17 protein-coding genes are annotated in these 25,063 nt (G+C 51.3%); 8 read left to right on the forward strand and 9 right to left on the reverse strand.

The features are described from left to right. Positions 1–34 precede the first annotated feature (34 nt). Positions 35–1,507 (reverse strand): hypothetical protein, encoded by a 1,473-nt coding sequence (locus tag D4L85_RS16935; RefSeq protein ID WP_160143791.1) that lies wholly within the window; start codon positions 1,505–1,507, stop codon positions 35–37. A 332-nt stretch (positions 1,508–1,839) separates the two neighbouring features. On the opposite strand from D4L85_RS16935, the gene D4L85_RS16940 reads away from it, so the two are divergent. The 3 genes from D4L85_RS16940 to D4L85_RS16950 are packed head-to-tail and all read left to right on the forward strand — an operon-like array spanning position 1,840 to position 6,234. Further along, positions 1,840–3,534, forward strand: coding sequence for an amidohydrolase family protein (locus tag D4L85_RS16940; protein WP_119755412.1), 1,695 nt, complete (start codon positions 1,840–1,842; stop codon positions 3,532–3,534). 21 nt (positions 3,535–3,555) lie between these two features. Then, positions 3,556–4,926, forward strand: coding sequence for an amidohydrolase (locus tag D4L85_RS16945; protein WP_119758830.1), 1,371 nt, complete (start codon positions 3,556–3,558; stop codon positions 4,924–4,926). Positions 4,927–4,935: 9 nt separating this feature from the next. Continuing rightward, the gene (locus D4L85_RS16950) at positions 4,936–6,234 is read left to right on the forward strand and encodes an amidohydrolase family protein (RefSeq protein ID WP_119755413.1); all 1,299 of its coding nucleotides are present in this window, start codon (positions 4,936–4,938) and stop codon (positions 6,232–6,234) included. Between the two features lie 106 nt (positions 6,235–6,340). Here D4L85_RS16950 and D4L85_RS16955 read toward each other — a convergent pair whose 3' ends face one another. Together D4L85_RS16955 and D4L85_RS16960 are read right to left on the reverse strand one after the other, a co-directional pair. Continuing rightward, positions 6,341–7,084, reverse strand: a complete 744-nt coding sequence (locus D4L85_RS16955) for a LytR/AlgR family response regulator transcription factor (RefSeq protein WP_119755414.1) — start codon at positions 7,082–7,084, stop codon at positions 6,341–6,343. 49 nt (positions 7,085–7,133) lie between these two features. Then, positions 7,134–8,186 carry a sensor histidine kinase gene (locus tag D4L85_RS16960; RefSeq protein ID WP_119755415.1) on the reverse strand — a complete coding sequence of 351 codons (1,053 nt, stop codon included), beginning with the start codon at positions 8,184–8,186 and terminating at the stop codon, positions 7,134–7,136. A gap of 126 nt (positions 8,187–8,312) precedes the next feature. Here D4L85_RS16960 and D4L85_RS16965 point away from each other — a divergent pair, with 126 nt between their 5' ends. From D4L85_RS16965 to D4L85_RS16980, 4 genes are all read left to right on the forward strand, one after another. Continuing rightward, on the forward strand, positions 8,313–8,705 hold the full coding sequence (locus D4L85_RS16965) for a VOC family protein (protein WP_160143792.1): 393 nt from the start codon (positions 8,313–8,315) through the stop codon (positions 8,703–8,705). 42 nt (positions 8,706–8,747) lie between these two features. Beyond that, positions 8,748–9,149 (forward strand): DUF1761 domain-containing protein, encoded by a 402-nt coding sequence (locus D4L85_RS16970; RefSeq protein ID WP_119755417.1) that lies wholly within the window; start codon positions 8,748–8,750, stop codon positions 9,147–9,149. A gap of 140 nt (positions 9,150–9,289) precedes the next feature. Continuing rightward, entirely contained in the window at positions 9,290–10,147 is an 858-nt protein-coding gene (ypfJ, locus tag D4L85_RS16975; RefSeq protein WP_119755418.1) for a KPN_02809 family neutral zinc metallopeptidase, read from the forward strand. Between the two features lie 69 nt (positions 10,148–10,216). After that, positions 10,217–10,837 (forward strand): hypothetical protein, encoded by a 621-nt coding sequence (locus tag D4L85_RS16980; RefSeq protein ID WP_119755419.1) that lies wholly within the window; start codon positions 10,217–10,219, stop codon positions 10,835–10,837. Here the strand turns inward: D4L85_RS16980 and D4L85_RS16985 are convergent. The 4 genes from D4L85_RS16985 to D4L85_RS17000 form a co-directional block, all read right to left on the reverse strand. Next, entirely contained in the window at positions 10,804–14,154 is a 3,351-nt protein-coding gene (locus D4L85_RS16985) for a VCBS repeat-containing protein (protein ID WP_119755420.1), read from the reverse strand. The two genes, D4L85_RS16980 and D4L85_RS16985, sit on opposite strands and share 34 nt — an antisense overlap. Next, positions 14,151–17,471, reverse strand: coding sequence for a VCBS repeat-containing protein (locus tag D4L85_RS16990; protein ID WP_119755421.1), 3,321 nt, complete (start codon positions 17,469–17,471; stop codon positions 14,151–14,153). Before D4L85_RS16990 ends, D4L85_RS16985 begins: the two co-directional genes overlap by 4 nt. Before the next feature lie 78 nt (positions 17,472–17,549). After that, entirely contained in the window at positions 17,550–19,028 is a 1,479-nt protein-coding gene (locus tag D4L85_RS16995) for a RagB/SusD family nutrient uptake outer membrane protein (protein WP_119755422.1), read from the reverse strand. A gap of 10 nt (positions 19,029–19,038) precedes the next feature. After that, the gene (locus D4L85_RS17000; protein ID WP_119755423.1) at positions 19,039–22,077 is read right to left on the reverse strand and encodes a SusC/RagA family TonB-linked outer membrane protein; all 3,039 of its coding nucleotides are present in this window, start codon (positions 22,075–22,077) and stop codon (positions 19,039–19,041) included. A 168-nt stretch (positions 22,078–22,245) separates the two neighbouring features. On the opposite strand from D4L85_RS17000, the gene D4L85_RS17005 reads away from it, so the two are divergent. Then, the gene (locus tag D4L85_RS17005) at positions 22,246–23,124 is read left to right on the forward strand and encodes an AraC family transcriptional regulator (protein WP_119755424.1); all 879 of its coding nucleotides are present in this window, start codon (positions 22,246–22,248) and stop codon (positions 23,122–23,124) included. 3 nt (positions 23,125–23,127) lie between these two features. Here the strand turns inward: D4L85_RS17005 and D4L85_RS17010 are convergent, their stop codons facing one another. Both D4L85_RS17010 and D4L85_RS17015 read right to left on the reverse strand, forming a co-directional pair. Then, entirely contained in the window at positions 23,128–24,294 is a 1,167-nt protein-coding gene (locus tag D4L85_RS17010; protein ID WP_119755425.1) for an MFS transporter, read from the reverse strand. A 6-nt stretch (positions 24,295–24,300) separates the two neighbouring features. Next, on the reverse strand, positions 24,301–25,044 hold the full coding sequence (locus D4L85_RS17015) for a 6-phosphogluconolactonase (protein ID WP_119755426.1): 744 nt from the start codon (positions 25,042–25,044) through the stop codon (positions 24,301–24,303). Positions 25,045–25,063 lie beyond the last annotated feature (19 nt).

A 25,063-nucleotide genomic window follows, 5' to 3' on the forward strand; every position in this document is an offset into this window, starting at 1 on the left:
AACTAAGGTACACATAAAAAGGCTCACGCGCAGGTTAGTCAATCGCTTTCATAACCCTTCCATAGTAGGTCTCTGAGTCGATCTTTTTCGCGGCCGCGCGATAAGCGTCCTTCACCGTGCTGTCGCTGTTCTTCACCTGCTCGGAAAGAGAAATCAATACTTCGGTGAGGTAATGGTCGCTGTCGATGTTGCCGCTGGCGTTGAGGATGTCGATCAGTTGGGCCCGGCTGAGGTCTTTCCGGGCGGCTGTGCGCAATACCTCGCTGGCATAATTGGCCGAGCCCAGGTGTCCGGCCACGGTGATCAATTGTTTGAACGATTCGTCGGAGAACTTTTGATGCTCCAGGATATTCTTCAAGGTTCCAGAAGCATAGTAGTCAGACTCGACCGAACTGCCCACCAGGGACACCACTTGTGCCTGCACTTCAGGGTCCATGTTGTTGCGTGTGGCCATGGTGTTGAAGACGGAAGTTTTATAATAGTCGGAACCTACGTCGGCCAGCGCGTTCACGGTGCTTTTCAACATGGTCTTCGAGATGCCGGGTTTATTCAAGGCTTTGGTCAGCACCTGCGTGCGATAATAATCGGAAGGAATGTTTTTGGACACCAGGACCACTTCGTTCAGTGATTCTTCTTTCACGCCATCCTCTTCCAGCAACGTAGTGAGCACGACGGAGAGATAGTAGTCCGATTTTATTTCAGCAGCCGATTGAAGCACTACTTTGATCTGAGCAGGCGATGCCGAAACTTTTTTCAATGCTTCTTTCAACACCACGGACTTATAGTAATCGGAGTTGATCTTTTGCGTACCCTTGAAGAACGCATCCGCCGACTCCGGCGTGGCCATCATCTTGTTGATGTTGTTTTGTAATACCGTAGATAAATAATAATCCGAACTGATGGCCGAAGCGATCTTTGTTACCACGTTCGACATCTCGCTGGGGGGGATATTCTTTTCCAGCAAAAGCTTTGCGTAGTGTGCCTTCACATAGTCGCTTTCAAGTCGCGTTATTTCGGCAACTGCTGCGGCGCTTCCACCCTGGTTGTAGAACCGGTTCAACCGGCCCTCAGCGCCCAGTGTAGTGGTGCGCACCAGTTCGGGCAGGATCTCACCCAGCCAGGTTTTGCCGTTGGGCTCCCAGTCCATTTTGTTGCGGCCTTCATAATATTCCTTCTTGATCTTGCCGCCACCCAGCGACTCCACCACGATGGCGCGCTTACTGCCGAAGACGGTTTTTGTGATTTCCAGGTAGCCGTTGTCGGAAAGGCTTTTGATGTCTTTGTCGTCGTCGGTCACTTCAATTTTGCCGCGGATCTCCACGTTGAAGTTGGTGACACCCGTGGAAGTTTTCCACCGTTGGACGCCATTGGAAGAGTGAATGCTGATGTTGGTTGATTTGTCGCTGGAGGAGGAAACCGTGGTTTCGTCCTGCGCGCGGCCCGGGATCGAAAGGGAGGCCATGAAAATAAAAGAAGAGATCCACCGGTACCAAGATTGCGTCGTCATAGCAAGTTTGCGTTTGTTTCTAAGCGTGTTTACGGTACAAGTATCCGGAGAAGATACACCCCTTGAAAGGGATATGTAGCGAACTGTAAGACCGGTGTACTGAACCGTTGCTCCCTGGAAAAAGGCACGTCAGAAGGCGCGATCGAAAACGAACGTGCAAGTGCAAACGTTGGCCGGCAACCAGCCTAATCCAGCCCCACAGCCCATTTTTGCGCGCTTGCGAGTCATTCCGTCCTCAGGTACTTTTTAAACGCCATCCGTGTATTCCGGTTGATTGTCTGTGACAAACCTTCCTATATTGACGCCCATCATTAACCTAAACTTTATTCCGAATGAAGAGTATTTACCTGAAACACCTGTTTACCGCTATGGTGCTGGTGTTGGGACTGGGAATGCCAACCCTGCTTCGCGCCCAGGAGGAGCGAACCCTGGGCCCCGTTTCCGGCACGTATGCCATCACGAACGTTACCGTTATCCAGGCCCCCGGACGCAAGCTGGACATGGGCACTGTGGTGATCAAGAACGGGATCATCACCGCTGTGGGCAAAGGCATCGCCGTCCCACCCGAAGCCATCGTCATTAAAGGCGACAGCCTCTTTGTGTATGCCGGCTTTATTGACGGTCTTTCCCGCACGGGCGTCGTCAAGCCCAAAGATGAAACAAAAGAGAAAGTAAAAGACCCGGGCAATCCGCCGCCGGACCGCGCGGGCATCACGCCGCAAAACGACGTGCGCAATGCTTTGAACCCGACCGACAAAACGGTAGAAGACTTACGCGCCCTCGGATTCACCACGGCGCAGGTAGTACCCTATGGTGGCATGTTGCCCGGCAACGCCGCGGTGGTGTCGTTGGGTGGAAAGTCGGCCGACGAAATGGTGTTGGTTTCGAAAACGGCGCTCTATTCGGAGTTCACTACAGCCGAACGCATCTACCCCGCCACGGTGCTGGGGGTGATGGCCAAGTATCGTGAATTGTACCGGCAGGCGGCTCAGGCAAAATCGTATGAATCGCTCTACGCCTCCAATCGCACGGGACTTGAGCGTCCGTCGCCCGACCGTATCCTGGAAGCGTTTTATCCCGTCATCGACAAGCGCGAGCCTGTATTGTTCAAAGCCGAAAAAATACTCGACGTTCAACGCGCCATCACGCTGCAGACTGACTTAGGTTTCTCGCTGATTGCGGCCAACGTGAAAGAAGGATGGGATGTGCTCCCGAAAATAAAATCCAACAACGTGAAAGTGTTCCTGAGCCTCGATCTTCCCGAAGAAAAGAAAGAAGAGAAAAAGGACGACAAGAAAGATGTAAAGAAAGAAGAGAAGGCAAAGCCCGACCCGGAGAAAGAAAAGCTGGAAAAACGCAAGGCTGAATTTGTTACGCTCTACGCTGCGCAACCTACGGCCTTTCAAAAAGCAGGTGTGCCCTTCGGATTCTCGACCCTCACCGCTAAGACCAAAGACATCCCCGCCAACTTGCGTCGCATGATCAAGGAAGGTCTCACCGAAGACCAGGCGTTGGCCGCGCTCACCACAAACGCAGCCCAGATTCTGGGCATGTCCGACCGGTTGGGCTCGATAGACAATGGCAAGATCGCCAACCTTGTCATCACGCGTAAACCGTATTTCAATGAAAAAGCGCAAGTGCGTTATGTGTTCGTGGACGGCGTGGTCTATAAATATGAGGCGAAAGAAGAGAAGAAAACAGACGCCAAGAAAATTGACGTTAGCGGTACGTGGTCCTATTCTATCGAGACGCCACAGGGTGCCAACAGTGGCAAACTGAAGTTGAAGAAGCAAGGCGACAACTACACCGGCACCATCACCTCACCCTATGCCGACAAAGAGGTTGAACTGAAAACCGTATCGCTGGACAACAATCAACTGACGTATTCCTATTCGCTTCAGGTGGAAGGCAGCACGGTCAACGTAGACGCTGCGGTAACCGTTGACGCCGACACCTTCGAGGGCTCCGTGACCACCGCTCAGTATGGAAGTTTTCCCACCAAGGGCACCAAGGATCCCAATCGCTAAGACTTAAACCTCATGAACACCATGAAAAAGATATTCTACAGTTTCGCGTTGCTCGCCCTTGTCACCTTCGCCCATGCGCAGGTGGAGCGCGGCAACCTCCTGATAAAAAACGGCACCGTGTTGACGGTGACCAAAGGCACGTTTGAAAATACAGACGTGCTCGTGAAAGATGGCAAGATCAGCCAGATCGGCAAAAACATCGCCGCACCCGCAGGCGTGAAAGTCATCGATGCTACGGGACAATTTGTGATGCCCGGCATCATCGATGCGCACTCCCACGCAGGCCTCGACGCCATCAATGAAGCCACCAGCCCCGTAACAGCGGAAGTATTTACGGGCGATGTGTTAAATCCTTTCCAAGTAACCTTGTATCGCGCATTAGGCGGTGGCGTAACCACGATCCACGCCATGCACGGCTCGGCCAATGCCATCGGCGGCCAATGCGAAACGATCAAGCTGCGCTATGGTGTGAAGGACGGCGACGGTCTTCGCATGGAAGGCGCGCCGCGTACCATCAAATTTGCGCTTGGTGAAAACCCTACGCGTGTTCACGGTGGTGGCAGCAGCATTGTGCCCCGCACCCGCATGGGGGTGGAGTTTGTGATCCGCGAATCGTTCAGCAAAGCCAAGGAATACATGGAGGCGTGGGACAAATACAACAAGGCCAAAACACAAAAAGGCTTTCGCGGCACCCCACCCGCTTACAACCTGCGCCTGGAAACGCTTGCTGAAATCTTAAAAGGCAACATCATTATTCACTGCCACAGCTACCGCGCCGACGAGATCAACATGCTGTTGAACGTGTGCAAAGATTTCGGCGTAAAACGACTGGTGTTCCAGCACGTCAACGAAGGCTTTAAAGTAGCACCTGAGTTGGCAAAGTTTGGCGCCATGGCGTCGGTGTTTGCCGACTGGTGGGCCTATAAATTTGAAGTGTATTACTCGACGGCCTACAACGCGGCGATCCTTACGCGCAACGGCGTAGTGACCTCCATCAACTCCGACGACGCCGAGCTGATGCGCCACCTCTATCATGAAGCCGCCAAGACCCAAAAGTATGGCAACCTCACCGACGACGAGGCCTTGGCCCTGATCACGTTGAATCCGGCCAAGCAACTGGGCATCGATTCGCGGGTAGGTTCTCTGGAAGTGGGCAAGGAGGCAGACATCGCCATCTTCAACGCGCATCCGCTCTCCTCGTACACCATCCCCATGATCACCGTGGTGGACGGTGTGGTGCGCTTCGATCGCGAGAAGGATGCCGATGATGTGCGCATCTACGTCGATCCCACCCAGGCGGTCGACATCGCCACGATTCAAGGCGGCGAGCAAGAAGATCATTGCATGGACGGCGCGGAAGACGCGTTTGGTAAATTGTTTGGCCTTAACTAAGCAGAACTCATGAAACGAAAAATTCAATATATACTCGCACTGGTCGTGCTCATCGGCACGACCGCGCAGGCCCAACAGCCAAAAGGAAAATACGCAACTTTTGCGTTGACGCATGCCACCATTCAAACGGTGACCAAGGGGGTTATCCAGGATGGCACGGTCATCCTCAGCCAGGGCAAGATCACCGCCGTAGGAACCAATGTGTCTATCCCCTCCGGCGCGGAAGTGGTGGACTGCAAAGGCAAATGGATCTATCCCGGCCTGATCGATAGCGGCACCACGCTGGGTTTGGTTGAAGTGGGCTCCGATGCCCGCACACAAGATTTCAATGAAGTGGGCGATGTCATTCCTCAAATGAAAGCGCTCACGGCCGTCAATCCTAACTCGGCGTTGATCCCGGTAACCCGAATCAGCGGCGTGACCACGGTGATTGCAGCGCCCGAAGGCGATCTCGTGCCCGGAACGGCGGCACTCATAAATCTGTATGGCTATACGCCTGATCAAATGTATGGCGGATTTGAAGGCGTTGTGTTGAATTTCCCGAACACCGGTCGCAAGGGATTCTTCGATCGTCGCACGGATGAAGACATCAAGAAGGCAGCCGAAAAGGCGATGACGCGGATCAACTCTGTTTGGGAGATGGCGGTGCAATATCACAAGCTCGATTCAGCTACGAAATCAAAAGGGGTAGGCTATTATCCTGAAATGGAGGCGTTGCTCCCGGTGGTGAGAGGCGAACGGGCCTTGATGATCGAAGCCAATGCATCCAAGGACATAGAAGCTGCTTTGAAATGGGTGAAGGATCATAAAGTGAAAAAAGTGATCCTGACCGGCGTGGCCGAAGGATGGCGTGTTGCCGATGAAATTGCCAAGGCCAACATTCCCGTGGTGGCCGGCCCCGTGCAAGAGCTTCCCACGCGCGACTACGATCGTTATGACAAACCGTATGCAAATCCCGGGCTGTTGAAAAAGGCTGGGGTGAAAGTAGCCCTGCGCACAGCACAAGCTTCCAACGTACGCAACCTTCCTTATCATGCGGCCTTTGCGGCTGCATACGGACTGGGTAAAGAACAGGCTTTGCGTGCTGTCACGATCGTGCCGGCAGAGATCTTTGGGGTGTCCGATAAACTGGGCTCGATCGAAGTGGGCAAGAACGCCACTTTGTTGGTGAGCGATGGAGATCCCTTTGAGACGAAGACCACGATATTGCAGGTGTACATCGATGGTTGGCAAGTGCCGATGGTGAGCCGCCAGACCTTATTGTATGATGAGTTCTTGCATCGCGACCCGGGCGTGACGAAGAACTAAATGCAGGTTGAACCGCCAAGGCGCTAAGACGCAAAGTCAACGCAAAGGATTCTTTGTAACAAACTTTGCGTCTTTGCACCTTGGCGGTTTAAATTTTGATGCATTCTCAGCTCCCCATCCAAACCCTGAACTCCGGCGCCGTCTCCTTACTCACGAAGATCTCCTCCTGCATCTCCGGCTTTATAAAAATCCTGACCTTCCCATTGTCCGGTTTAAAACGCTCAATGGACTTCAAGTGCGCTAAAAACTTCCGGTTCAAGCGAAAGAACTTATTCCGGTCCACCAACTCTTCCAGTTCACCCAGATTTTTATCAACAATCAGTTGTCGTCCCGAAAAGTCGCGCGCGAACACGATCTTGTGTTCTGTATAAAAGTAGGCGACCTCATCCAATTCCAGCGCAATGAACTCCGTGCCCTTCCGCGCTACGATCCTGTTTTTTGTCGGTGCCTGCTGTTGTTGTAAGAACCTCAATACGTTGCCCTGAAGGAAATGACGCTCCAGTGTTTTGACTTTTTCAAGCGATCGTTTTAACGTTTCTTCTGTGACGGGTTTTAAAAGATAGTCGATCGCGTTAAAGGCAAAGCTCTCCAATAAATATTTGTCATAGGCCGTAGTAAAAATCACCGGGAAGGCTACGGGATGCTTCTTAAAGATCTCGAATGAATGATCGTCGGAGAGTTGAATATCCACGAAGGCGAGGTCGGGCGATGGATGCGTGGGCAACCATTGCAACGCTTCCTTCACGCTGGCGATCTTGGCCACGACCTCGATGCCGTCGTGCAGGGCCGTCAGCATCGTTTCCAGTTTGGCCTGGGCAAGCAACTCGTCTTCAATGATAATGACTTTCATATGCGCGATACTATAAATAGGTCAGCCTATACATCAATCTTTTACGCCTCTAAATCCGGATCAGCGGTAGTAATACATAAAATATATTCGCCGATTTTCCGGATTCAATTCCTTTTCCCGTGATGATCCTAAAACGTTCATCTAAATTTTTTAGCCCGATGTGAGACGAATGTTGTATGCTTCGTTTGGGTTGAAGATGATTTTCGATCCTTAAGGTGTCGTGATCCATCCGGAAGTCGATGCGCAAGGGTATGCGCTCTGAGATCTCGTTGTGTTTCACTGCGTTTTCGAGGGCCACGAAGGCGGAGATGGGAGGGATTAGAAATTCTTTTTCTGTGGATCCGTTAAAATGTTTTTGCAGGTCAAGTGCCTTTCCGAACCTTAGCCGCAACAATTCTGCATATTTTTCCATGAAGGCAAACTCATCTTCCAGTACCACCAGGCTTCGATCCTTTTGAGAAAGGATGTAGCGGTAAACATCCGCAAGGTTTTCGGTGAAGAGCTTGGCCGTAGGAGGGTGGGTGGAGATGAGGTAGGAGAGGCTGTTCAAGGAATTGAACATAAAATGGGGATCGATCTGGTTCTTCAAGGCCTCCAGTTCGGCTTCGGCCTTGGCTTTGGAGAGTTGCGCATTGCGAACCTGTTCGCCTTGTTGCTCCTTCACCATGAAAACGGTTTCGTAAACATGTGTCACAAACAATACACAAATCACATTCACCAGCGTCACAATAAGAATCGTATTCCATTTCACATCGAACCCGACCCACACATACCAGACACAAAGCCAGGCGATGGTGAGGGGCGATGTATAAAAGATGTTGTTCATGAAAAGCAGGATCAGTTTTTCGATGGGCCGGTCGAACCACGTGAAGCGCTGGCGCGTGCGGAAAAGCAGGTAGCGGTTGCCGTGCCAGATGAGCGCCGCCAGCGTGATGAAATAGACATAACCCAACCAATAGGCGCCGTCGCGGACACCCAGCGAACCAAAAATACCGATCAGGTTGGGGATGGCGATGCCAAAAAAGGGAATGCCGATGAGCCGGATGGTTTTGTCATTCAGCTCGATCTGGGGTTCGGGCAAGGCGTTTTCCGGTTGAGGCACGTTTTCTTCCGTTTGGGTTTAGCGGACAGGTTTCGCAATTATAAAATTGACAAATTCAGGGAGCACTTACACACTTTGTCCATAATAATTTAAATACCTTACATGGAAACCACCACACTACAAGCTATGAAAATTTCTCTCGGCCGCATGGTCATCCTCGTGGAAGACTATGATGAAGCCCTCCTGTTCTACAAAAATGTGCTGAATGCCCGCGTCCTTCACGACGACATCACACCCCATGGCCAACGCTATCTGCACATCGGCTTCGACGAGGCCGACACCAGCGGCATCTGGTTCCTGAAGGCCGAAAATCCCCGCGAGCAATCGCGCGTGGGAAAGCAAACCGATGGTCAGCCCGCCTTTGTACTCTACACCGAGTCGCTTGACGTCGTTTACAAACGCCTTCTTGAACACGCTGTGCAGATCGTTAAGGAGCCCGTCGTGATGGCCGACTACCAATTCCTTCACTTCCGCGACCTCTACGGAAACGAGATCATCGTGGTGCAGATGAAATCCTGACCCTCCCGGCATGTATACTCAAACCTAAACCTTAATAAAACTATGGAAGCTCAACCCAACTATTTGGCCGTCATCGTCGCGGCCCTGTCCACTTTTCTTGTTGGTGGCCTCTGGTATTCGCCTGCGCTCTTTGGAAAAGCCTGGATGCGCGAGAACGGCTTTACGGAAGAGGGCATGAAAGGACGCAGCATGGCCAAGATCTTCGGTCTTGCATTTTTCCTGGCGCTGATCTCGGCCATCAACCTGGCCATGTTCCTGGGGCCTGAAAATCGCCCGGCCATGGGTGCCTTGTGGGGCTTTGCCGCTGGCTTTGGCTGGGTGGCCACCTTTGTGGGCACGCACTATCTTTTTGAACGCAAGTCGTTCGCGTTGTTTCTCATCAATGCCGGCTACAGCGTGGTGTCGCTCACGCTCATGGGCGTGATCCTGGCCGCGTGGAAATAAATCCAGAAACTATTCCGCCCGGGTCCTGTTAAATCAGCGGTGCCGGGCGGAATGATGTTTCAAAACTAATGCACGCTTTCGTTGCAGGGGTTGAATGTCTTTCGTATTTTCCTAGGCACAATACAACAACCCCAACGATTATGCAATGGCGAGGCAGAAGACAAAGCTCGAACGTAGATGACCAACGCGGCCGCAGCGGCGGTGGCGGCATGGCCGTCAAGGGAGGACTCGGAACGGTGGTGATCGTTTTGATCATCAGTCTCATCATGGGGAAAAACCCCCTCGAGCTATTGTCGCAAGTGCAAGGAACCGATGGTAGCGTTGTCACGGAACAAACTTCCCCCGACTATCAACCTACTGCCGAAGAACAAGAGCTCAGCGAATTTGTGAAAGTGGTACTTGCCGACACCGAAGATGTGTGGCACAGCATTATGAAAGACTATCGCGAGCCCACGCTCGTGATGTTCACCGACCAGGTGCAGTCGGCCTGCGGTACGGCGAGTTCATCCACAGGTCCTTTCTATTGCAGTGAAGACGAACGTGTTTATATCGATCTCAGCTTCTACCAGGAACTGAAGGACCGTTTCGAAGCCCCCGGCGATTTCGCCCAAGCGTATGTCATCGCCCACGAAGTTGGCCATCATGTGCAACATCTTTTGGGCATCACCGACAAAGTTCATTCCATGCAGGGCAACCTGAGCCAGGAAGAATACAACAAGCTCTCCGTAAAACTTGAACTGCAAGCCGACTTCCTCGCCGGCGTCTGGGCGAATCACGCCCAAAGCATGAGCAACATCCTGGACCCCGGCGACATCGATGAGGCCCTGAACGCAGCCAGCGCCATCGGCGATGACCGTCTGCAAAAGCAGGCCCAGGGCTATGTTGTCCCCGATTCGTTCACGCATGGCACTTCTGAGCAACGCATGAAGTGGTTCAAGAAAGGCTTTGAAACGGGCGATGTAAATCAAGGCGATACGTTTAATACCAACAATCTGTAACCCGGTTTTTGTGCGCTACGTTGCAATGCTCAAGGCAATAGTTCCGTTATTGCCCACCAATAAATTCCTATGCTCCAAAACCGCGTCGATCCATTTGGCAACCTCATAAAAACCAAAGCCCGCGGCGCATGGATGGGAAACCGGGGAGTTATCCACGATGAAAACCAGGTGATCCTTCGCCCCTTCAAATTAAAAGCATGGATAATATGCAAACTTCAATTTAAAGGAAGGCACAGAACGATCATGTCGCCCAATCGCTGGACAGAGCTTTTTTTTCTGGACGAAGCCACGGCCTTTGCCGCTGGTCACCGTCCATGTTTCGAATGTCGCAGAGAAGATGCTGGCAGATTTAAGACCTTATGGTTAAAGGGAAATCCGGAGTACGGCTTCGGTCAAAAAACTTCCATTCAAAAGATAGATGAGATCATTCATCGCGAAAGAATAGAACGCAAGGGTTCAAAAGTAGTTTTCGAAGAAGATGTCCATAATATTCCTGATGGATGTTTTGTTGCACACAACGACAACGCATTTTTAGTGTTCAACAATGTATTGTTCCCCTGGTCACCCTCTGGCTACCTGCAGAGTGTATCATTTCCGGAGATCGACAAAGTATCGGTGCTTACACCAAAGTCTGTCGTCAATGCTTTTCGGGCCGGCTATTTACCGGAGATGGCTGTGGCTTTATCCTGATGCTTTATTTCGAACAGTCGGGCCTGGTCATTATTTCTTACGACGAGCACATATTTTTTGCCACCTTGTTCAATCAGCTTCATGTGACGGATTTGTCCTTCTAAAAAGAAACCGGAACGGGCGGAGGGAATGAGACTAGGGTGATGCTCTCCAACGCCTTGCCACACTTGCCCATGGCTGGCGTCGTAGCGACCCAGTTCGGGGAGCACGTCATAAAAATTTCCGTCGAGAATAAGTTCTGGTTCCTGGTCGCCGGAAAGGTCTGTCGCAATGGCGGCATACACCGGTGAGATTTGCGCCATGAAGGGGAGGGGCTTCCAGGAAAAAGAACCTGCGCCATTATTCAGCAGTACGCCGGTTTCTGATTGATGCACTGTTTTTTTGGTTGCTGCCTCCAACTCGGCGGGCAAGAAAATTTCGTGGATGTTTTTGCCTGCATAGTTATTGTTTTTTACAAATCTCTTTTTGATGAGGGGCAGTTGTTTTTCCAGGTCTTGCTTCAAAACCATGGGGTAGTTCTTTCCATCTTGCGCCACGCAGGTAATCACTTGCTCGACGGCGCCGTTATGGTCAAAGTCGGCTACCCATAACTCTGCGGGGTGTAGCGAGTCTGCCCGCAGGCGACTGTTCACGCCGGCGTTTCCGAGGATAAAATCCTGGTCACCGTCCTGATCGATGTCGCTCTTCACGATGCAATTCCACCAGCCATCGGCAGCAGGTATGGGATTGCTTTTTGAAAAGCTCTTGCCCTTGATGTTTTTATAGAGCGTGACGTCCATCCAATCGCCCACCACCATCAGGTCGAGAAACCCGTCGCGATCAACATCATCCCACACCGCTCCGGTGATCATGCCGGTGATGCCGGGAGGAAAGTAGCGTTTGGTAAAATTTTTAAATTCGCCACGGCCGTTGTTTACGAGAAGATAGCTTGTGGCATCCAGGCCATACTCGCCGGGCATCAGTCGACTCCCTACAAACAGATCAACATCGCCGTCATTGTCAAAATCGCCGGGGGCCACACACGAGCCGCTGGCAAGGAGCGCGGGAATTTCCTGCGAGACGGTAAAGTTTCCTTTGCCATCATTGATAAAAAGGTGGTCGGCCAGGTTGGCATTGTCGCGTTCAAACTCGTTGCTGCCAGTAGCCACAAAGAGGTCGAGATCGTGGTCGTTGTCGGCGTCGAACAAACACAAGTCGGCAGGTTCGGTTTGGAGGAAAGCGTCGAAGGCTTTTGGTTTGCTTTCGCGGAATGTAAAATTTGGTTGCTGTAACCAGACGCTGATGGGTTGGCCCACCGCTCCACCAAAGACCAGGTCGACAAGTCCATCGCCATTTAAATCCCCACAATCCACCGCCGGGCCTGGGGTGGAGTACTTTTGCTTTAGGAGGGGGTCGCGATAAAAGTCAACGTATTCGTTCTCGTGGTGACGATAGTTCAATTTTGATCTTTCGGTGATGTCTTCCAGGAGCACTTGCTTTGGCACGGATGGAATTTTCTTTGATCCCTCAACGGCGTTGGCATGGGAGAACGTGAGCAAAGTATCCGCCGGAACATGGCGGAGCGTTTGTACATGATTATCGGGCCACCGGATCTTTATTGAATCGATCACGACTGCCTGTCCCACGCCGGCCACAATCCTGTTGTCTACGGAGGATTGAAACCCGCGACTGGGCATCTGCTCGAAGGTGAGATGTTGGTCGCCGGCAAACAGATCGATGCGCGTGCCGATGCCAAATTTGTTTTTTGAATAGCCTTCCAGCATCATGCTCACCGAATGGCCAAGTTTGCGCTCACGTGTTTTATTTTTATAAACCGAGGCAAACGCATTCACATTGTTCACCACCATGTCGAGGTCGCCATCGTTGTCCAGGTCGCCATAGGCGGCGCCATTGGAAAATCCAGGTCCCTCCAAGCCCCATGGCTTGGAGACATTTTCAAATTGAAGGTCGTGGCGGTTGTGGAAGCAATAGTTGGGCACCGGGCGTGAGGGCATGCTGTCCACCATCACCTTGTAGTTTATCTTGCCTTCCCTTCGCTGTTGCATGGCCGTCGTCTCGTCGGCCAGGAATTTTAAGAAATCGATGTCTGTAAGGTCCTTGGAAATCCCATTGGCTACAAAAATATCTTTCCACCCATCGTTGTCCATGTCAAAGATGAGGGCTCCCCAGCTCCAATCGGTGGCTTCTACTTTGCTGGCGCGTGCCATCTCGCTAAAGGTGCCATCCTGGTTGTTGACCTGGAGCATGTTTTGGGTGATCTGGTGGTGATAGTCGCGCGATAATTTTAAAGCGTAGAGATCATAGCCTTCGTAGCTCATCACTTGTTTGAGGTGCTTGTCGTCGCCGGGCAGCATGTCGGTCACGAAAAGATCGAGGAAGCCGTCGTTGTTGATGTCGGCCAGATCGGCGCCCATGGAGGCGTGACTGATGTGGCCCATGCTGGACTTCAGCTGTTCGGAAAACGTGCCGTCGTGGTTGTTGATGTAGAGATAATCGTGTTCGTAAAAATCGTTGGAGATGAACATGTCGGGCCAGCCGTCGTTGTTCACGTCGCCCACGGTTACGCCCAACCCAAACCCGATCACACTTCCATAGATGCCGGCTTGCTCGCTCACATCGACAAACTTGCCGTCGTCGTTTCGAAGCAGCTTGTGTCCTCCCAGCGAGTCGCGTTCGTTGCGCAGGTTTCGGTAGGCCAGTTTGGCGATGGGCATAAAGCTGTTATTCACGATGTAGGCGTCGAGGTCTCCATCGCGGTCATAGTCGAAGAAAGCAGCGTGTGTTGAGAAGCCGCGGTCGTCGAGGCCGTAGGTTTTGGCTGACTCTGTAAAGGTTTGGTCGCCGTTGTTGATGAACAGCTCATTGGCACGGTCGTCGTTGGGAAGATTTCCGGCGTTACATACATAAATGTCTAAGAGACCATCGCCATTAACGTCCGCCATCGTGACCCCAGTGCTCCATGCCCGTTTGCCTTTCACGCCGGCTTTGTCGGTGATGTCTTCAAAAGTAAAATTTCCCTTGTTGAGATAAAGCTTGCTGTCGGCCATGTTGGATACCAGGAAGACATCCGCGAGGCTATCGTTGTTGATATCGCCGATGGCCACACCACCGCCGTTGTAGAAATTCCGGTAGGTCAGAATATTGAGAGCTTCGGAGTTGGTAATATTATTTTGAAATTGGATATGGGATCGCTCGGGAGAGATTTCTTCAAACAGCGTGTCCTCAACCTTCTTATCCTCTTGACGGCCGCACGCGAACAGGCACAGTGCCGGCAAGAGCGCAAGATGACGAATGGCTTTTTTTAATGGTGTGTTCATTTTATTAAAATTCTCAGCTGCAAGGAATCGTTGTTATGAGCAAACAGAAAGCCCCGACGACCGTTCCCTAACCGGATGGGTTTTATGTTTCTGACTTCCTTCGTGTTGTTCAAGCCCGTAGCGTTTATCGTCGCGGCAAGAAAGGATCCTTTCCCATCGCCCAATAGCACGGCGCCTCTGCCGGCAAGATATTCGCCCTGCACGGGACTTATCGAAGTGGTATTTCCAGCCAGGAGCAGGTCTTCATGTCCATCTCCGTTGAAATCGTTCGCCACAATAGAAAATATTTTGGTGAGCTGTGCGGCATCGGGCAAAGCCTTGGCTATAAATTTCCCATTTCTGTTTTCGAAATACAAGGACGCAAATTGGTCGACGTTCGTTTTCGCGGGATAAGAAAAACCGATTTGCTTCGATAAATCCTCCATGGATACTCCTGAATAGCTTTTATGAGTAGGGAAAACCTCCTTAAAATTTTCGGGCATTACGGTCATCATCTCGTTCCATTGTGCTACAGGATAAACGTGGCCGTCCATGGTTTCGCGCGCGGTGATGGCCGGGCTGTGCTTGCCGGATAGGCGAATGTCGGTTTGGAAGAGCCAGAGGGTTTTATATCCGGCGTGGAGGACGGAGTTGAAGCCTAAATTTCCTACGGCGAAATCCACATCGCCATCTTTGTCAAAATCGCCGGCGGCCATGCCTTGCCAAAACCCATTGAGATTTTTGATCGGGGACGTGTCATCCAATAGAGCAGACTCCCGTAGTGTTCCGTTTTCGTTGATGAACAATCTTACCGGCGTCCAATCGCCAACCACAACCAAGTCGGCATCGTTGTCTTTGTCGATGTCCAGCCATTGCGCGTTAGTGATCATGCCCAGGGACCCCATCGCCGGATGTCGGATGCTCTCGTCCGTGAACTTTCCATGACCGTCGTTGATGAGGATATAGGAGCTGGCCGGCGTTCCATATTGAAAGGGAACAACTCTCCCGCCCACAAAAAGATCGATGTCACCGTCTTTATCGATGTCGCAAGGCCGCACACAACTTTTATTTTGAAGAAGCTTTGGAAGGGCTGCTGCATCGCGACTGAAATTTCCATGACCGTCGTTCCGGTAAAGCCGGTCCTGCTGATTTTCCATCGTGCCATAGAACTCGTTGCCGCCGGAGACCACATAGAGGTCCAGGTCTTTGTCGTTGTCAACATCGACGAAAGTCGCATCGACATCTTCAAACACAGCATCTTTATCAAAAGCAGGTTGCTTGCTGAGTTGAAAGCTTCCCTCACGTTGCTGCAGAAATAGGGCACCAGACTGGTGTTTGGCGCCGCCGACAAAGTAATCCTCCTGGCCATCACCGTTCACATCACCCACCGCCAGCGCTGGCCCTTCACGTGAAATCAGAAAAGGAATAAGTGGTTCACGGTAGAAATCAAAGTATTCATTTTCTTTATGCTGGTAGGCTTGGGTTGGTCCGTCTTCAAACAACGCCGGTTCGGCCGCTGCAAGTGAGGAAGGTTTCTTTAAGCTTGCATTTTTTTCATCAACAACCAACGTCGTGTTTGATCTCACACCCTCAAGCCTTTGCCTTTTTCCCGAAGGCCATTGCACGATCAGACTGTCCACGGTGGCATTGTCTTTCAAACCAAAAAAAAGATCGTTGCTAACAGCCGAGAGAAAACCACGTGTGGGCATGACCTGTAACTTCTGATGGATGCTCTTCACAAAGAGATGCACCACCGCCCCAATGCCCCCTGTGTTTTTGCCCTCGCCGGTAAGCCGCACCGTTAAGTAATTGGAATTATTGTTTTCGCGCGTGTGATTTTTAAAGACCGAAGCCTGCCCGTTGATCGTGTTGGTGATCACATCTAGGTCGCCGTCGTTGTCGAGGTCGGCATAAGCCGCCCCACTCGCATATCCCGGAAGATCGATGCCCCACGGTTGACTTCTGTCCTGAAAATGGGTGCCGTCGATATTTTCAAAAACGCGGGAAGATGCACGGCCGTCAGGCATCATGTCGAGAGCTTTTTTTCGATGGACATCGCTCAGATCGACGGCATAGCGGAGCGAATCTTTGTGGGCAAAGTCGAGATAGTCGAGGTCGTTCAACGCCTTGGGAATGCCGGCGGTGATGAAGATGTCTTTTTGTCCGTCGTTGTTAAAATCGGCGAGGAGGGTTGACCAGCTCCAACCGGTGGCGTGAACGCCCGCGGAAATGGATTGCTCCGAAAAATTTTTTCCGGCGTTGTTGAGTTGCAAAGTATTGTGTGTGAACTGGGCTGGATAGTGGTAACTTTTTTTATAATTGAAAAGCTCCCATGGATCTTCCGTTAAGGTCACCTTTTCGTGGGCGTTGCCGTCGGCCCGGATATCGAGCGTCATCACGTCGTCGAGCCCGTCGTTGTTGAGATCGGCGATGTCGGTGCCGTGGGTATAGCGCGAGAAGTAAGGAAAGAAATCCTTGCCCTGCTCTTTGAACGTCCCATTCTGCTGATTGATGTAGACTTCGTCGCCTTCGTAAAAATCGTTGCCCACATAGAGATCCTCCCATCCATCGTTATTCAGATCGCCAACCGACAACCCGAGTCCGTAACTCAAGGAGGCTGTATCGATGCCCGCAGCAACGGACACGTCCTTGAACATGTCGTTGTCGTTTCTGAACAGGTGATCGACGGCGGCGTGATCGGTCAGGGTTTGGCCCATTGCCCGGTCATACGAGCGCGCAACATGTTTGGCGTGCGTGAGGAGATAGAGGTCGAGGTCGCCGTCGTGGTCATAGTCAAAAAAAGCGGATTGTGTGGCCATGCCCGAAAAGTCAAGGCCGTAGCGATCGGCTTGTTCGGTGAAAGAATTGTCGTGGTTGTTGATGTAGAGTTCGTTGGAGCCTTCCAGACCATTGAAGTTGCCGAGGGCGCAGACATAAATATCCAGCCATCCGTCGCCGTTCACATCGGCCAGGGTAACCCCCGTCTTCCATTCGGAGAACCCTTCGATGCCGGCGGAATGTGAGATGTCTTCAAATTTAAAATTGCCCTTATTCAGATAAAGCTTGTTGGCGCCGTGATTGGACACCAGGAAGATGTCGACAAGGCCGTCGTTGTTGATGTCGCCTGTAGCCACCCCGCCGCCATTGTAATAATAAAGATATTCCACCACCGACAACTTGCCGAATTGCTCCGGTACAACATTTACAAAGCCGATGTGCGTCGCGGACGAATCTACTCGCTCAAATAAAGTTGATTCTTTCCGCTCCGGCGTACAACGCTGAAAAGTGCCCATGGCCAAAATTCCGGATACAAAAATGATAGCATTCCAAAGTTTCATAGCAGCAGCAAAAAACAAAAAAGAACCGGGAGAATCCCGGTTCTTGTAAGCATTTATTCGATAGGAATGAGCGACAGATTATTGCGGATAACCAAAGTTCTGAGTGAGGTTCGGGTTAAGCGCGATCTGGCTTTGCGGGATCGGGAAAAGCCGCAAGTATTCCTGTGTAACGGGTTTGAAGCCCCAGGCATTCTCAAATTTTCCAAAGCGGATCAAGTCCTGGCGACGGTGATATTCCCAGGCCAGTTCGCGGCCGCGTTCGGCAAGGATGTCGTCGAGGCTCATGATTGTGAAAGCGTCTACGCCTCTTTTGCTGCGCACGGCATTCACATCATCCAAGGCTTCTCCCAGGTGCCCCAGTCGTTGGTGGGCTTCCCCACGCATGAGGTATACATCCGAGATCCGGTAGATCACAAAGTCGTTGCTCATATCAAAGGTAGCACCACGCTCCACTTCATATTTCACACTGCGATAACCTGCCAGGCGGGCATCGGGCCCCGCGGGCATCTTGAAGGAAGGAATTTCCTTCGTGAGGATGGCGGGTTGCGTGTCGTCAAACAATGCTTCACCGCTGGAGCTATAGATTTGACCGGTCAGCCACATTTGTCTCCGTACGTCGTCCGGTTCGAATGTATCGTAGAACTCCGCATAGGTGCAATAGCCGTTCCAGGGAGCAGAACCCAGGTCGTAGGTTAACTGATGCAGATAATGCAAGGTCGACATCTGCAAGTAGAGGCCGGTGCGTTGAGATTTGTCAAACGGCGTCGACAAAATGATCTCCGTTGAGTTTTCGTTGTTCACACTGAACGTAGAAAGAAAATCGGTGGCAATGGTGAATTGTCCCGACTGGATAATGGCGTCGCATTGCTCGATCGCTTTGGCCCATTGCGGGGTGCCGGTGTAGACTTCTGCGTTGAGGTAAAGCTTCGCCAGAATCATATGTGCCACATACTTCGAGATGCGACCATACTTGGCCCGCACATCCGTAGAAAGATTGGGCAGGGCGTCCAGCAATTCTTTTTCAACAAAAGCATAAACCTCTGCGCGACTGCTTTGCGGAGGGGAGTCGGTGCCGACACTTTCGGAAATGAGCACATTGCCAAAATTGTCGAGGGCCTCATAGTGGTAAAAAGCGCGAAGGGCTTTCAATTCGGCCTGTGCCTCGGGGCTTTGAAATCCGGGGTTGGCGATCTTTTGATTTACCTTGGCGATGTTCGAATAGATCCAGTTCCAGAGGTTGTCGAAGCCATAGAAGCTCGTGGGCCAGGTGTGTTCGGTCATGAACTTCCACTCCGGTTCTCCCCAGTCGCCACCACGGGTGGGAGCGAGTTCTTCGTCGGTTACGCAATTCAAAAGCTCGAAGGTGCTGAAGTAACCCCCTAAGCCAGTATAAAGCGGGCCGATGAGCGTGTTCAGTTGCCCTTCGGTTTGTCCGTATTGATCTTGTGGGATCTGATCATAGACCGTTTCATCCAGGTTCGTACAACAGAGGTTGAAGCCGATCATCAGGATCGAAGCGTAGGCCACTTTTCTTTTGATAGCCAGAAAATTTTTCATAGTCGTCGTTTTAAAAAGTAAGGTTAACACCAAGCTGGAAGGATCTGGTTTTTGGATACACATTGCTGTAGTCCATGCCGATACTGTTTGGCGTTGCAAGATCGGTACCCAGGTCACCCTTCACTTGTAATTCAGGGTCTATACCTTTGTATTTCGTGATCACAAACAAATTGTTTCCCGCCACATACACACGGGCGTTTTTAATGGCATTACCACCCACGGGGATGTTGTAGCCCAGTTGCCAGTTGTCGAGGCGCACGAACGATCCGCTTTCCAACCATTGGTCAGACAAGCCCGGTATGCTGTAGTTTGCCGGATACTGATCGATGTCGCGGAGCATGTTGTTTTCCAGGATGCTTCCCGAAAGGGTCAGGTTAGACCGCAGGTTGTTGATGATCTTGTTTCCAAAAACACCACGCAACTGGAAGGAGAAATCGAAATGCTTATAGGTGAACGTGTTGATCCACGAAACGGTGGCTTTGGGAATGCCCGAGCCTTTCTCAAACTTCTTGGCGCTGCCATAATCGGTGGTCACGCCACCGTCTTCGGTTTCGTACTGGATGAGTCCATTTTCGTCATACCCTCTGAAATGAGGAATATAAAATTCACCCATCGGGTGGCCTTCGCGCAATTGGGAAGCCGTGATCAGACCCAACCCGCGACCGTTGAAGTTATTGTATAAGATTGTGCCAGACTCATAGCCGGCACCGCTCAATTTCTCAACCCTGTTTTTGAATGCGGAGCCTACAACTCGTGTATTCCAACGGAAGTTGTCGCTGCTGATCGCATCGCCACCAATCGACAACTCGATCCCCTTGTTTGACATCTCGCCTACGTTGGCCAATTGATTTTTTACATAGAAGTTGCCATTCACAGGCACGGTGTAGTTATACAACATGTCCTTGGTGCGCTTGTCGTAGACTTCCAACGTACCGGTAATTTTTCCATCAAAAAGTTCAAAGTCCAATCCCAGGTTCAATTGCTCCAACACTTCCCACTTCAGATTCGGGTTTGCGTTTTGCGTGATGTCAACACCGGGCAGGAACGCTTTCAGGATCGGATCGTAGTAGGTTGCCCCTGTACCATCGATTTGTCCATAGAGGAGCAAAGAGCGATAGGAATCAACACCCTCCTGGTTTCCGGTCTGACCCCAGCCGGCGCGCAGTTTCAAATAGTTGAGCGTGCTGCCACCGGAAAGAAAACCTTCATTGCTGAGTGTCCATCCCGCAGCCAGTGAGGGGAAAGTACCCCATTTGTTGTTCGCTCCGAATTTCGTACTACCGTCACGTCTTACCGTAGCAGTGACATTATACTTGTCGCCAAAGTTCGCTGTGGCCCGTCCAAAAAATGAAACGAGCGTGCTGGTGTTCTTATAGGAGGAAGTATAATTGCCCTGTGGTCTTACGAGGGTTCCTTGATACGCCTGGAGCTTGTTGTAGCCGTATAGGTTATACAAGCCGATATCGGCCAGCGCTGCATTGCCGATATTGTTCATGGCGCCAAAGCCGTCGTTGATAAAACCCTGATAAGAATAGCCGCCCAACACGGTCAGGTTATTGGAGGCGCCAAAGTTCGTCTTATACTGCGCGGTCAACTCCATGAGTTTGTCGTTGGACTGATCGAAGTTTTGTGAAACCTGGCCCAGATTTCCCAGGTAGGCTTTGGTGTTCACGTTGTACGCTTGTGCCTCGCGGGTCTGATTGCTCTTTAACGCACCGTTCACGCCCAGTGTAAGTCCCTTCACGATCTCGTATTTCGCATTCACGGCGCCCACCAGGATGGTGTTGTGGCTTGGATGCTGATAATTCTGCTGCATCGCTACCGGATTGTAAAGGTCGAAGCTGCCCGGCACTTCATAGTAAGTACCGTCAGTGTTTTTGACAGGCAGGGTAGGCAGGAACAAAATGGCGCGATTGACAACATCGTCGTTCGATAGATTCGAATTGACGCTGGTGATGGCCAGGTTGTACTGAACCTGTAATTTGTCATTCAATGCTTTTTGGTCCACATTGATACGACCCGTGATCCGTTCGAAGTCCGTATTCTTCACGATACCTTCACGCTTCATGTAATTTAAGGAGCCGCGATAGGAAAGCTGGGACGTACCGCCCGCGAGCGCGAGCTCGTGGTTGTTCGTGTATCCCGTGCGGGTGATCTGTTTCATCCAGTCCGTGCTGTAACCGTTTCCGTTGGCGTCGGTGGGAAACTTCAAACCGTCGCTCAGGGACGCAGGGCCTTTGATGCGGGTAACTTCGTCCCGGTATTCACCGGCGTTCAACAGGTCGAGGCGCTTGGAAATGTTTTCCATAGCGACGTAGTTGTTAAACGAGATGGTCGGCTTGCCGTCTTTGCCGCGTTTGGTGGTGATCATGATCACACCGTTGGCAGCGCGCGAGCCGTAGATAGCGGAGGCGCTGGCATCTTTCAACACGTCGATCTTGTCGATGTCGGACGGTGAAATGCTGTTGATGGGCACGCCAATAACGCCGTCCACAACATAGAGCGGGTCGCTACCACCGGCCAGCGACGTGTAGCCTCTCAGTCGCACGGTGGGTGCTTGATTGGGATCTCCCGAAGGCTGGGTGATGTTCAAGCCGGCAACTTTTCCTTGAATGGCTTGCAGCGGGTTTGGATTGACCCCTGCATTAAAATCTTTTTGCGACAGGTTGGTGACTGAGCCGGTGAGGTCCTTTTTCTGAACAGTGCCATAGCCCACCACGATAACTTCTGCCAGCGACGTTGCGTCTGGAACGAGGCTGATGTTGATGCTGGTCTGGTTACCTACCGCAACCTCCTGGCTAACATACCCAACAAAGGAAATCACCAGGGTGGTGTTTTCTCCAACCGCGAGGCTGAATTGGCCCTCCGCATCGGTAACCGTCCCCGAAGACGAGCCCTTGACCAAAATGTTGGCCCCTGGAAGCTGCATATTGTCATCGGCTGATGTAACTTTTCCGGTAATGGTGCGCTCTTGAGCAAGCGTCCAGCCCGGAGAAAGCAGGATCAGCAGACAAAGCATGCCTTTAAAAATGTGATAGAATTTTAACATAAGATCGGTGTTTAATAAAGTGGTACTAAATCCTGCATAATTTCCCTCTACCGGGCGGGCTTTTAGTAGTGGAATTTTTCCATTTCTTTCTGAATCTTATCATTTTTCAATGGTTTGCGATGCCGATATCGCGATGGTTTCAGAAGTTTTTAGGAAATTAAACCCCTGATGAAGGTTCCCAGATTTATAAAAATCCAATTTCCCGAAAACAGGTCTTTCGACGTCGTTAAGGTGGTTCGCCCTTATTTCGTAGTGCCGTGGCATTTTCACCCCGAGATCGAGATCATGCTGGTCACGCAGGGACAAGGCACCCGCTTTGTAGGCGACAGTGTGGAGCGTTTCGAGGCAACGGACCTGGTGATGTTGGGCCCCAACCTGGCGCACGTGTGGAAAAGCGACGACACCCATTTCAAAGGCAATCAATTCAGCCTCGCCGAAGCGATCTATATTGTCTTCACGCACGATTCATTCGGGAAGGAATTCTTTTCTGTTCCGGAAATGGACAAAGTGCGGGAATTGTTGGTGCGCTCTCAAAAAGGAATAAAATTCGGCGCGGCCACAAAAAAACAAATGGTGTCCAAATTCCAGGAAGCGCTCACGTTGAAGGGAACCGAGCAGTTCTTTTTGTTTATGGACATCCTGCAAATTCTTTCGGAGAGCACGGACTACAGCTACCTCTGTTCGGAACACTACAAACAAAAATTAGACGCCTCCGATTTGCACCGGCTCGACAGCGTGCTGGATTACTTGCTGATCAACTTTAAAAACGATATCAAACTCGAAGACGTGGCCAGTGTAGCCAACATGTCGGTCAACGCCTTCTGTCGTTATTTCAAGGACCGGACCAACAAAACCGCGATCCAATTCCTCAACGAGATCCGGATCGAACACGCTCACAAGATGCTGACGGAAACACAATTCAACGTCGACCAGATCAGCGTCGACAGCGGATTTAAAAATGTGTCCAACTTCTATCAGCAATTTCAAAAAGTGACGGGCGTTTCGCCGCTAAAATTCAGAAAGGAACACAAGGACAAATTTTTCTGATCGTCAGGAAGTCGCCGGGCGCTGAACGGACTTCACCGTAAACGCCAGGAGCACCACGATGAGGGCCACCACAAAAAAGTTTAAGAAGAAAATGGAAGCGATCGGCATGTGTTGATCGTATAAAAATCCAGTCCAGAAATTTCCCGTGATCTGACCGATCCCAAAATAGGCCGCATACAAAAGGGATTGCCCCGTAGCTCTCCACCGCACCGCCACCAAACGGTTGGTATATTCCACACCCGCCACCCAGAACAACGACCACGAAAGGCCGTGCAGAATTTCGATCGGTAATGCCATTTCCGGCACGTGCACAAGGCTGTACAACAACAACCGAAGCGCTGTGGCCGCTGTGGTGAGCAGCAGCGTGTTGCGGAGACCGATCCGGCGAATGATCGCGTCGCTGAAATAAAAGAACGGGATCTCACACAAACCCTGCAACGAGAGCCCAAACCCCACCAGCGATGCGGAGGCACCATTCTCCTTCATGTAGATCGAATAAAAATTCCAGATCGTGGTCGCCGCCGCAGACACCAGGAAGAAGGCCATCAAAATAACCAGCAGCGAGGGCGTAACGATCTCGCGAAGTGCCGACCCGAACGAAAATTCTTCAGTCGATTTTTCCTTAGTGTATTCATGGGGGATCGTGATCGAAAGAAAGAAAACCAGCAACAACGAAGCACCCGAATACAGGAAGATCACGCGCGTGTCCAGGGCGTCGATAAAGTAGCCGATCACAATGCCCGTAACCGCCCATCCCGCCGCGCCGGCCAATCGCACGCTTCCATAACTAAACGTGGGGTCGCGTTGCGTGAGTTGTAAGGTGAGGCTGTCCATGACGGGTTGCAGGCCGTTGTAAAAAACGGACATGAAAACGGTCATCACCACCAGCATGCCAAATGAGGCATCGAGTTGTAGTAAAAAGAAAGCGATCGTTGCCATGAGGCTATACACCATCATGCTTCTTCGAAAACCCCACCGGTCGGCCAACATGCCCACGAAAGGTTGGACCAGAAACATGCTGATGGGCGTGACGCTGAGTATGATCCCGATCTGGATACCGGAAAGTCCGCGGGATTTCAGGTTGTCGGCAAACAAAGGAAGCCATGAAGCTGTGCAGCTCAGGATAAGAAAATAAAGTAACCGTAAACGGTTGACCTCTGTAAGCCGCATAAATTGCTATTCCCGCTTTTGTTTTATGGTTAATTCCCCGGCTGCTGCCTCGTCCATAAAGATAAAGCCATTTGTGTGTTGTTGCATAATGGAGGCAGGCACCTCAATGGAGAGAGGCCCTTCCAATGCTTTTCTCATGATGGACGCTTTGCGGGCGCCATTGGCCAGGAGGATGGCTTGTTTGGCGTCCATTAAAGTTTGCAGCCCCAAGGTAATACCTTTTGAGAGAGCAGTCTGTTGCGTAAAATATTTTTGTCCGACGGTTTTTGTGTTGGCGTCGAGGTCGATCACGTGCGAATATTTTTTTGCGGATACGCCGGGTTCGTTAAAGCCGATGTGACCGTTCATACCAATGCCCACGACGATGGCGTCGAGAACACCTCTTGAAAGGATGAACGCGTCCATGTTCCGGCATTCTTGTTGCAGGTCTGCGGCCTGGGAATTGAAGAGTTTGAAACGGTCGCTTTTGATCTTTAGCGGACCCAGGACAACGTTGTGAAAAAAGTAGGCACAGCTCCCGGGATTGTCCGGTGGGATGCCCACCCATTCGTCCAGGCCGATGAAGGTGCAGCGCGAGATGTCCACGCGTTCGTGGATCAGTTTTTCGACAAGCCGGGTATACGGAAGCAACGGCGTTTCGCCAGCGGCCAGGGCGATGATGAGATCAGGTTTCTGGACAAAGCGTTGAAATAAAAAATCTGCCGTTTGTTGCGCAAATTCTTCTGAAGTGGAAGCGATAAAAGTTTGCATCAGGATGAAAGCAAAAAGT

Origin of the sequence: Chryseolinea soli (genome assembly GCF_003589925.1) — a bacterium.
Lineage (GTDB): Bacteria > Bacteroidota > Bacteroidia > Cytophagales > Cyclobacteriaceae > Chryseolinea > Chryseolinea soli.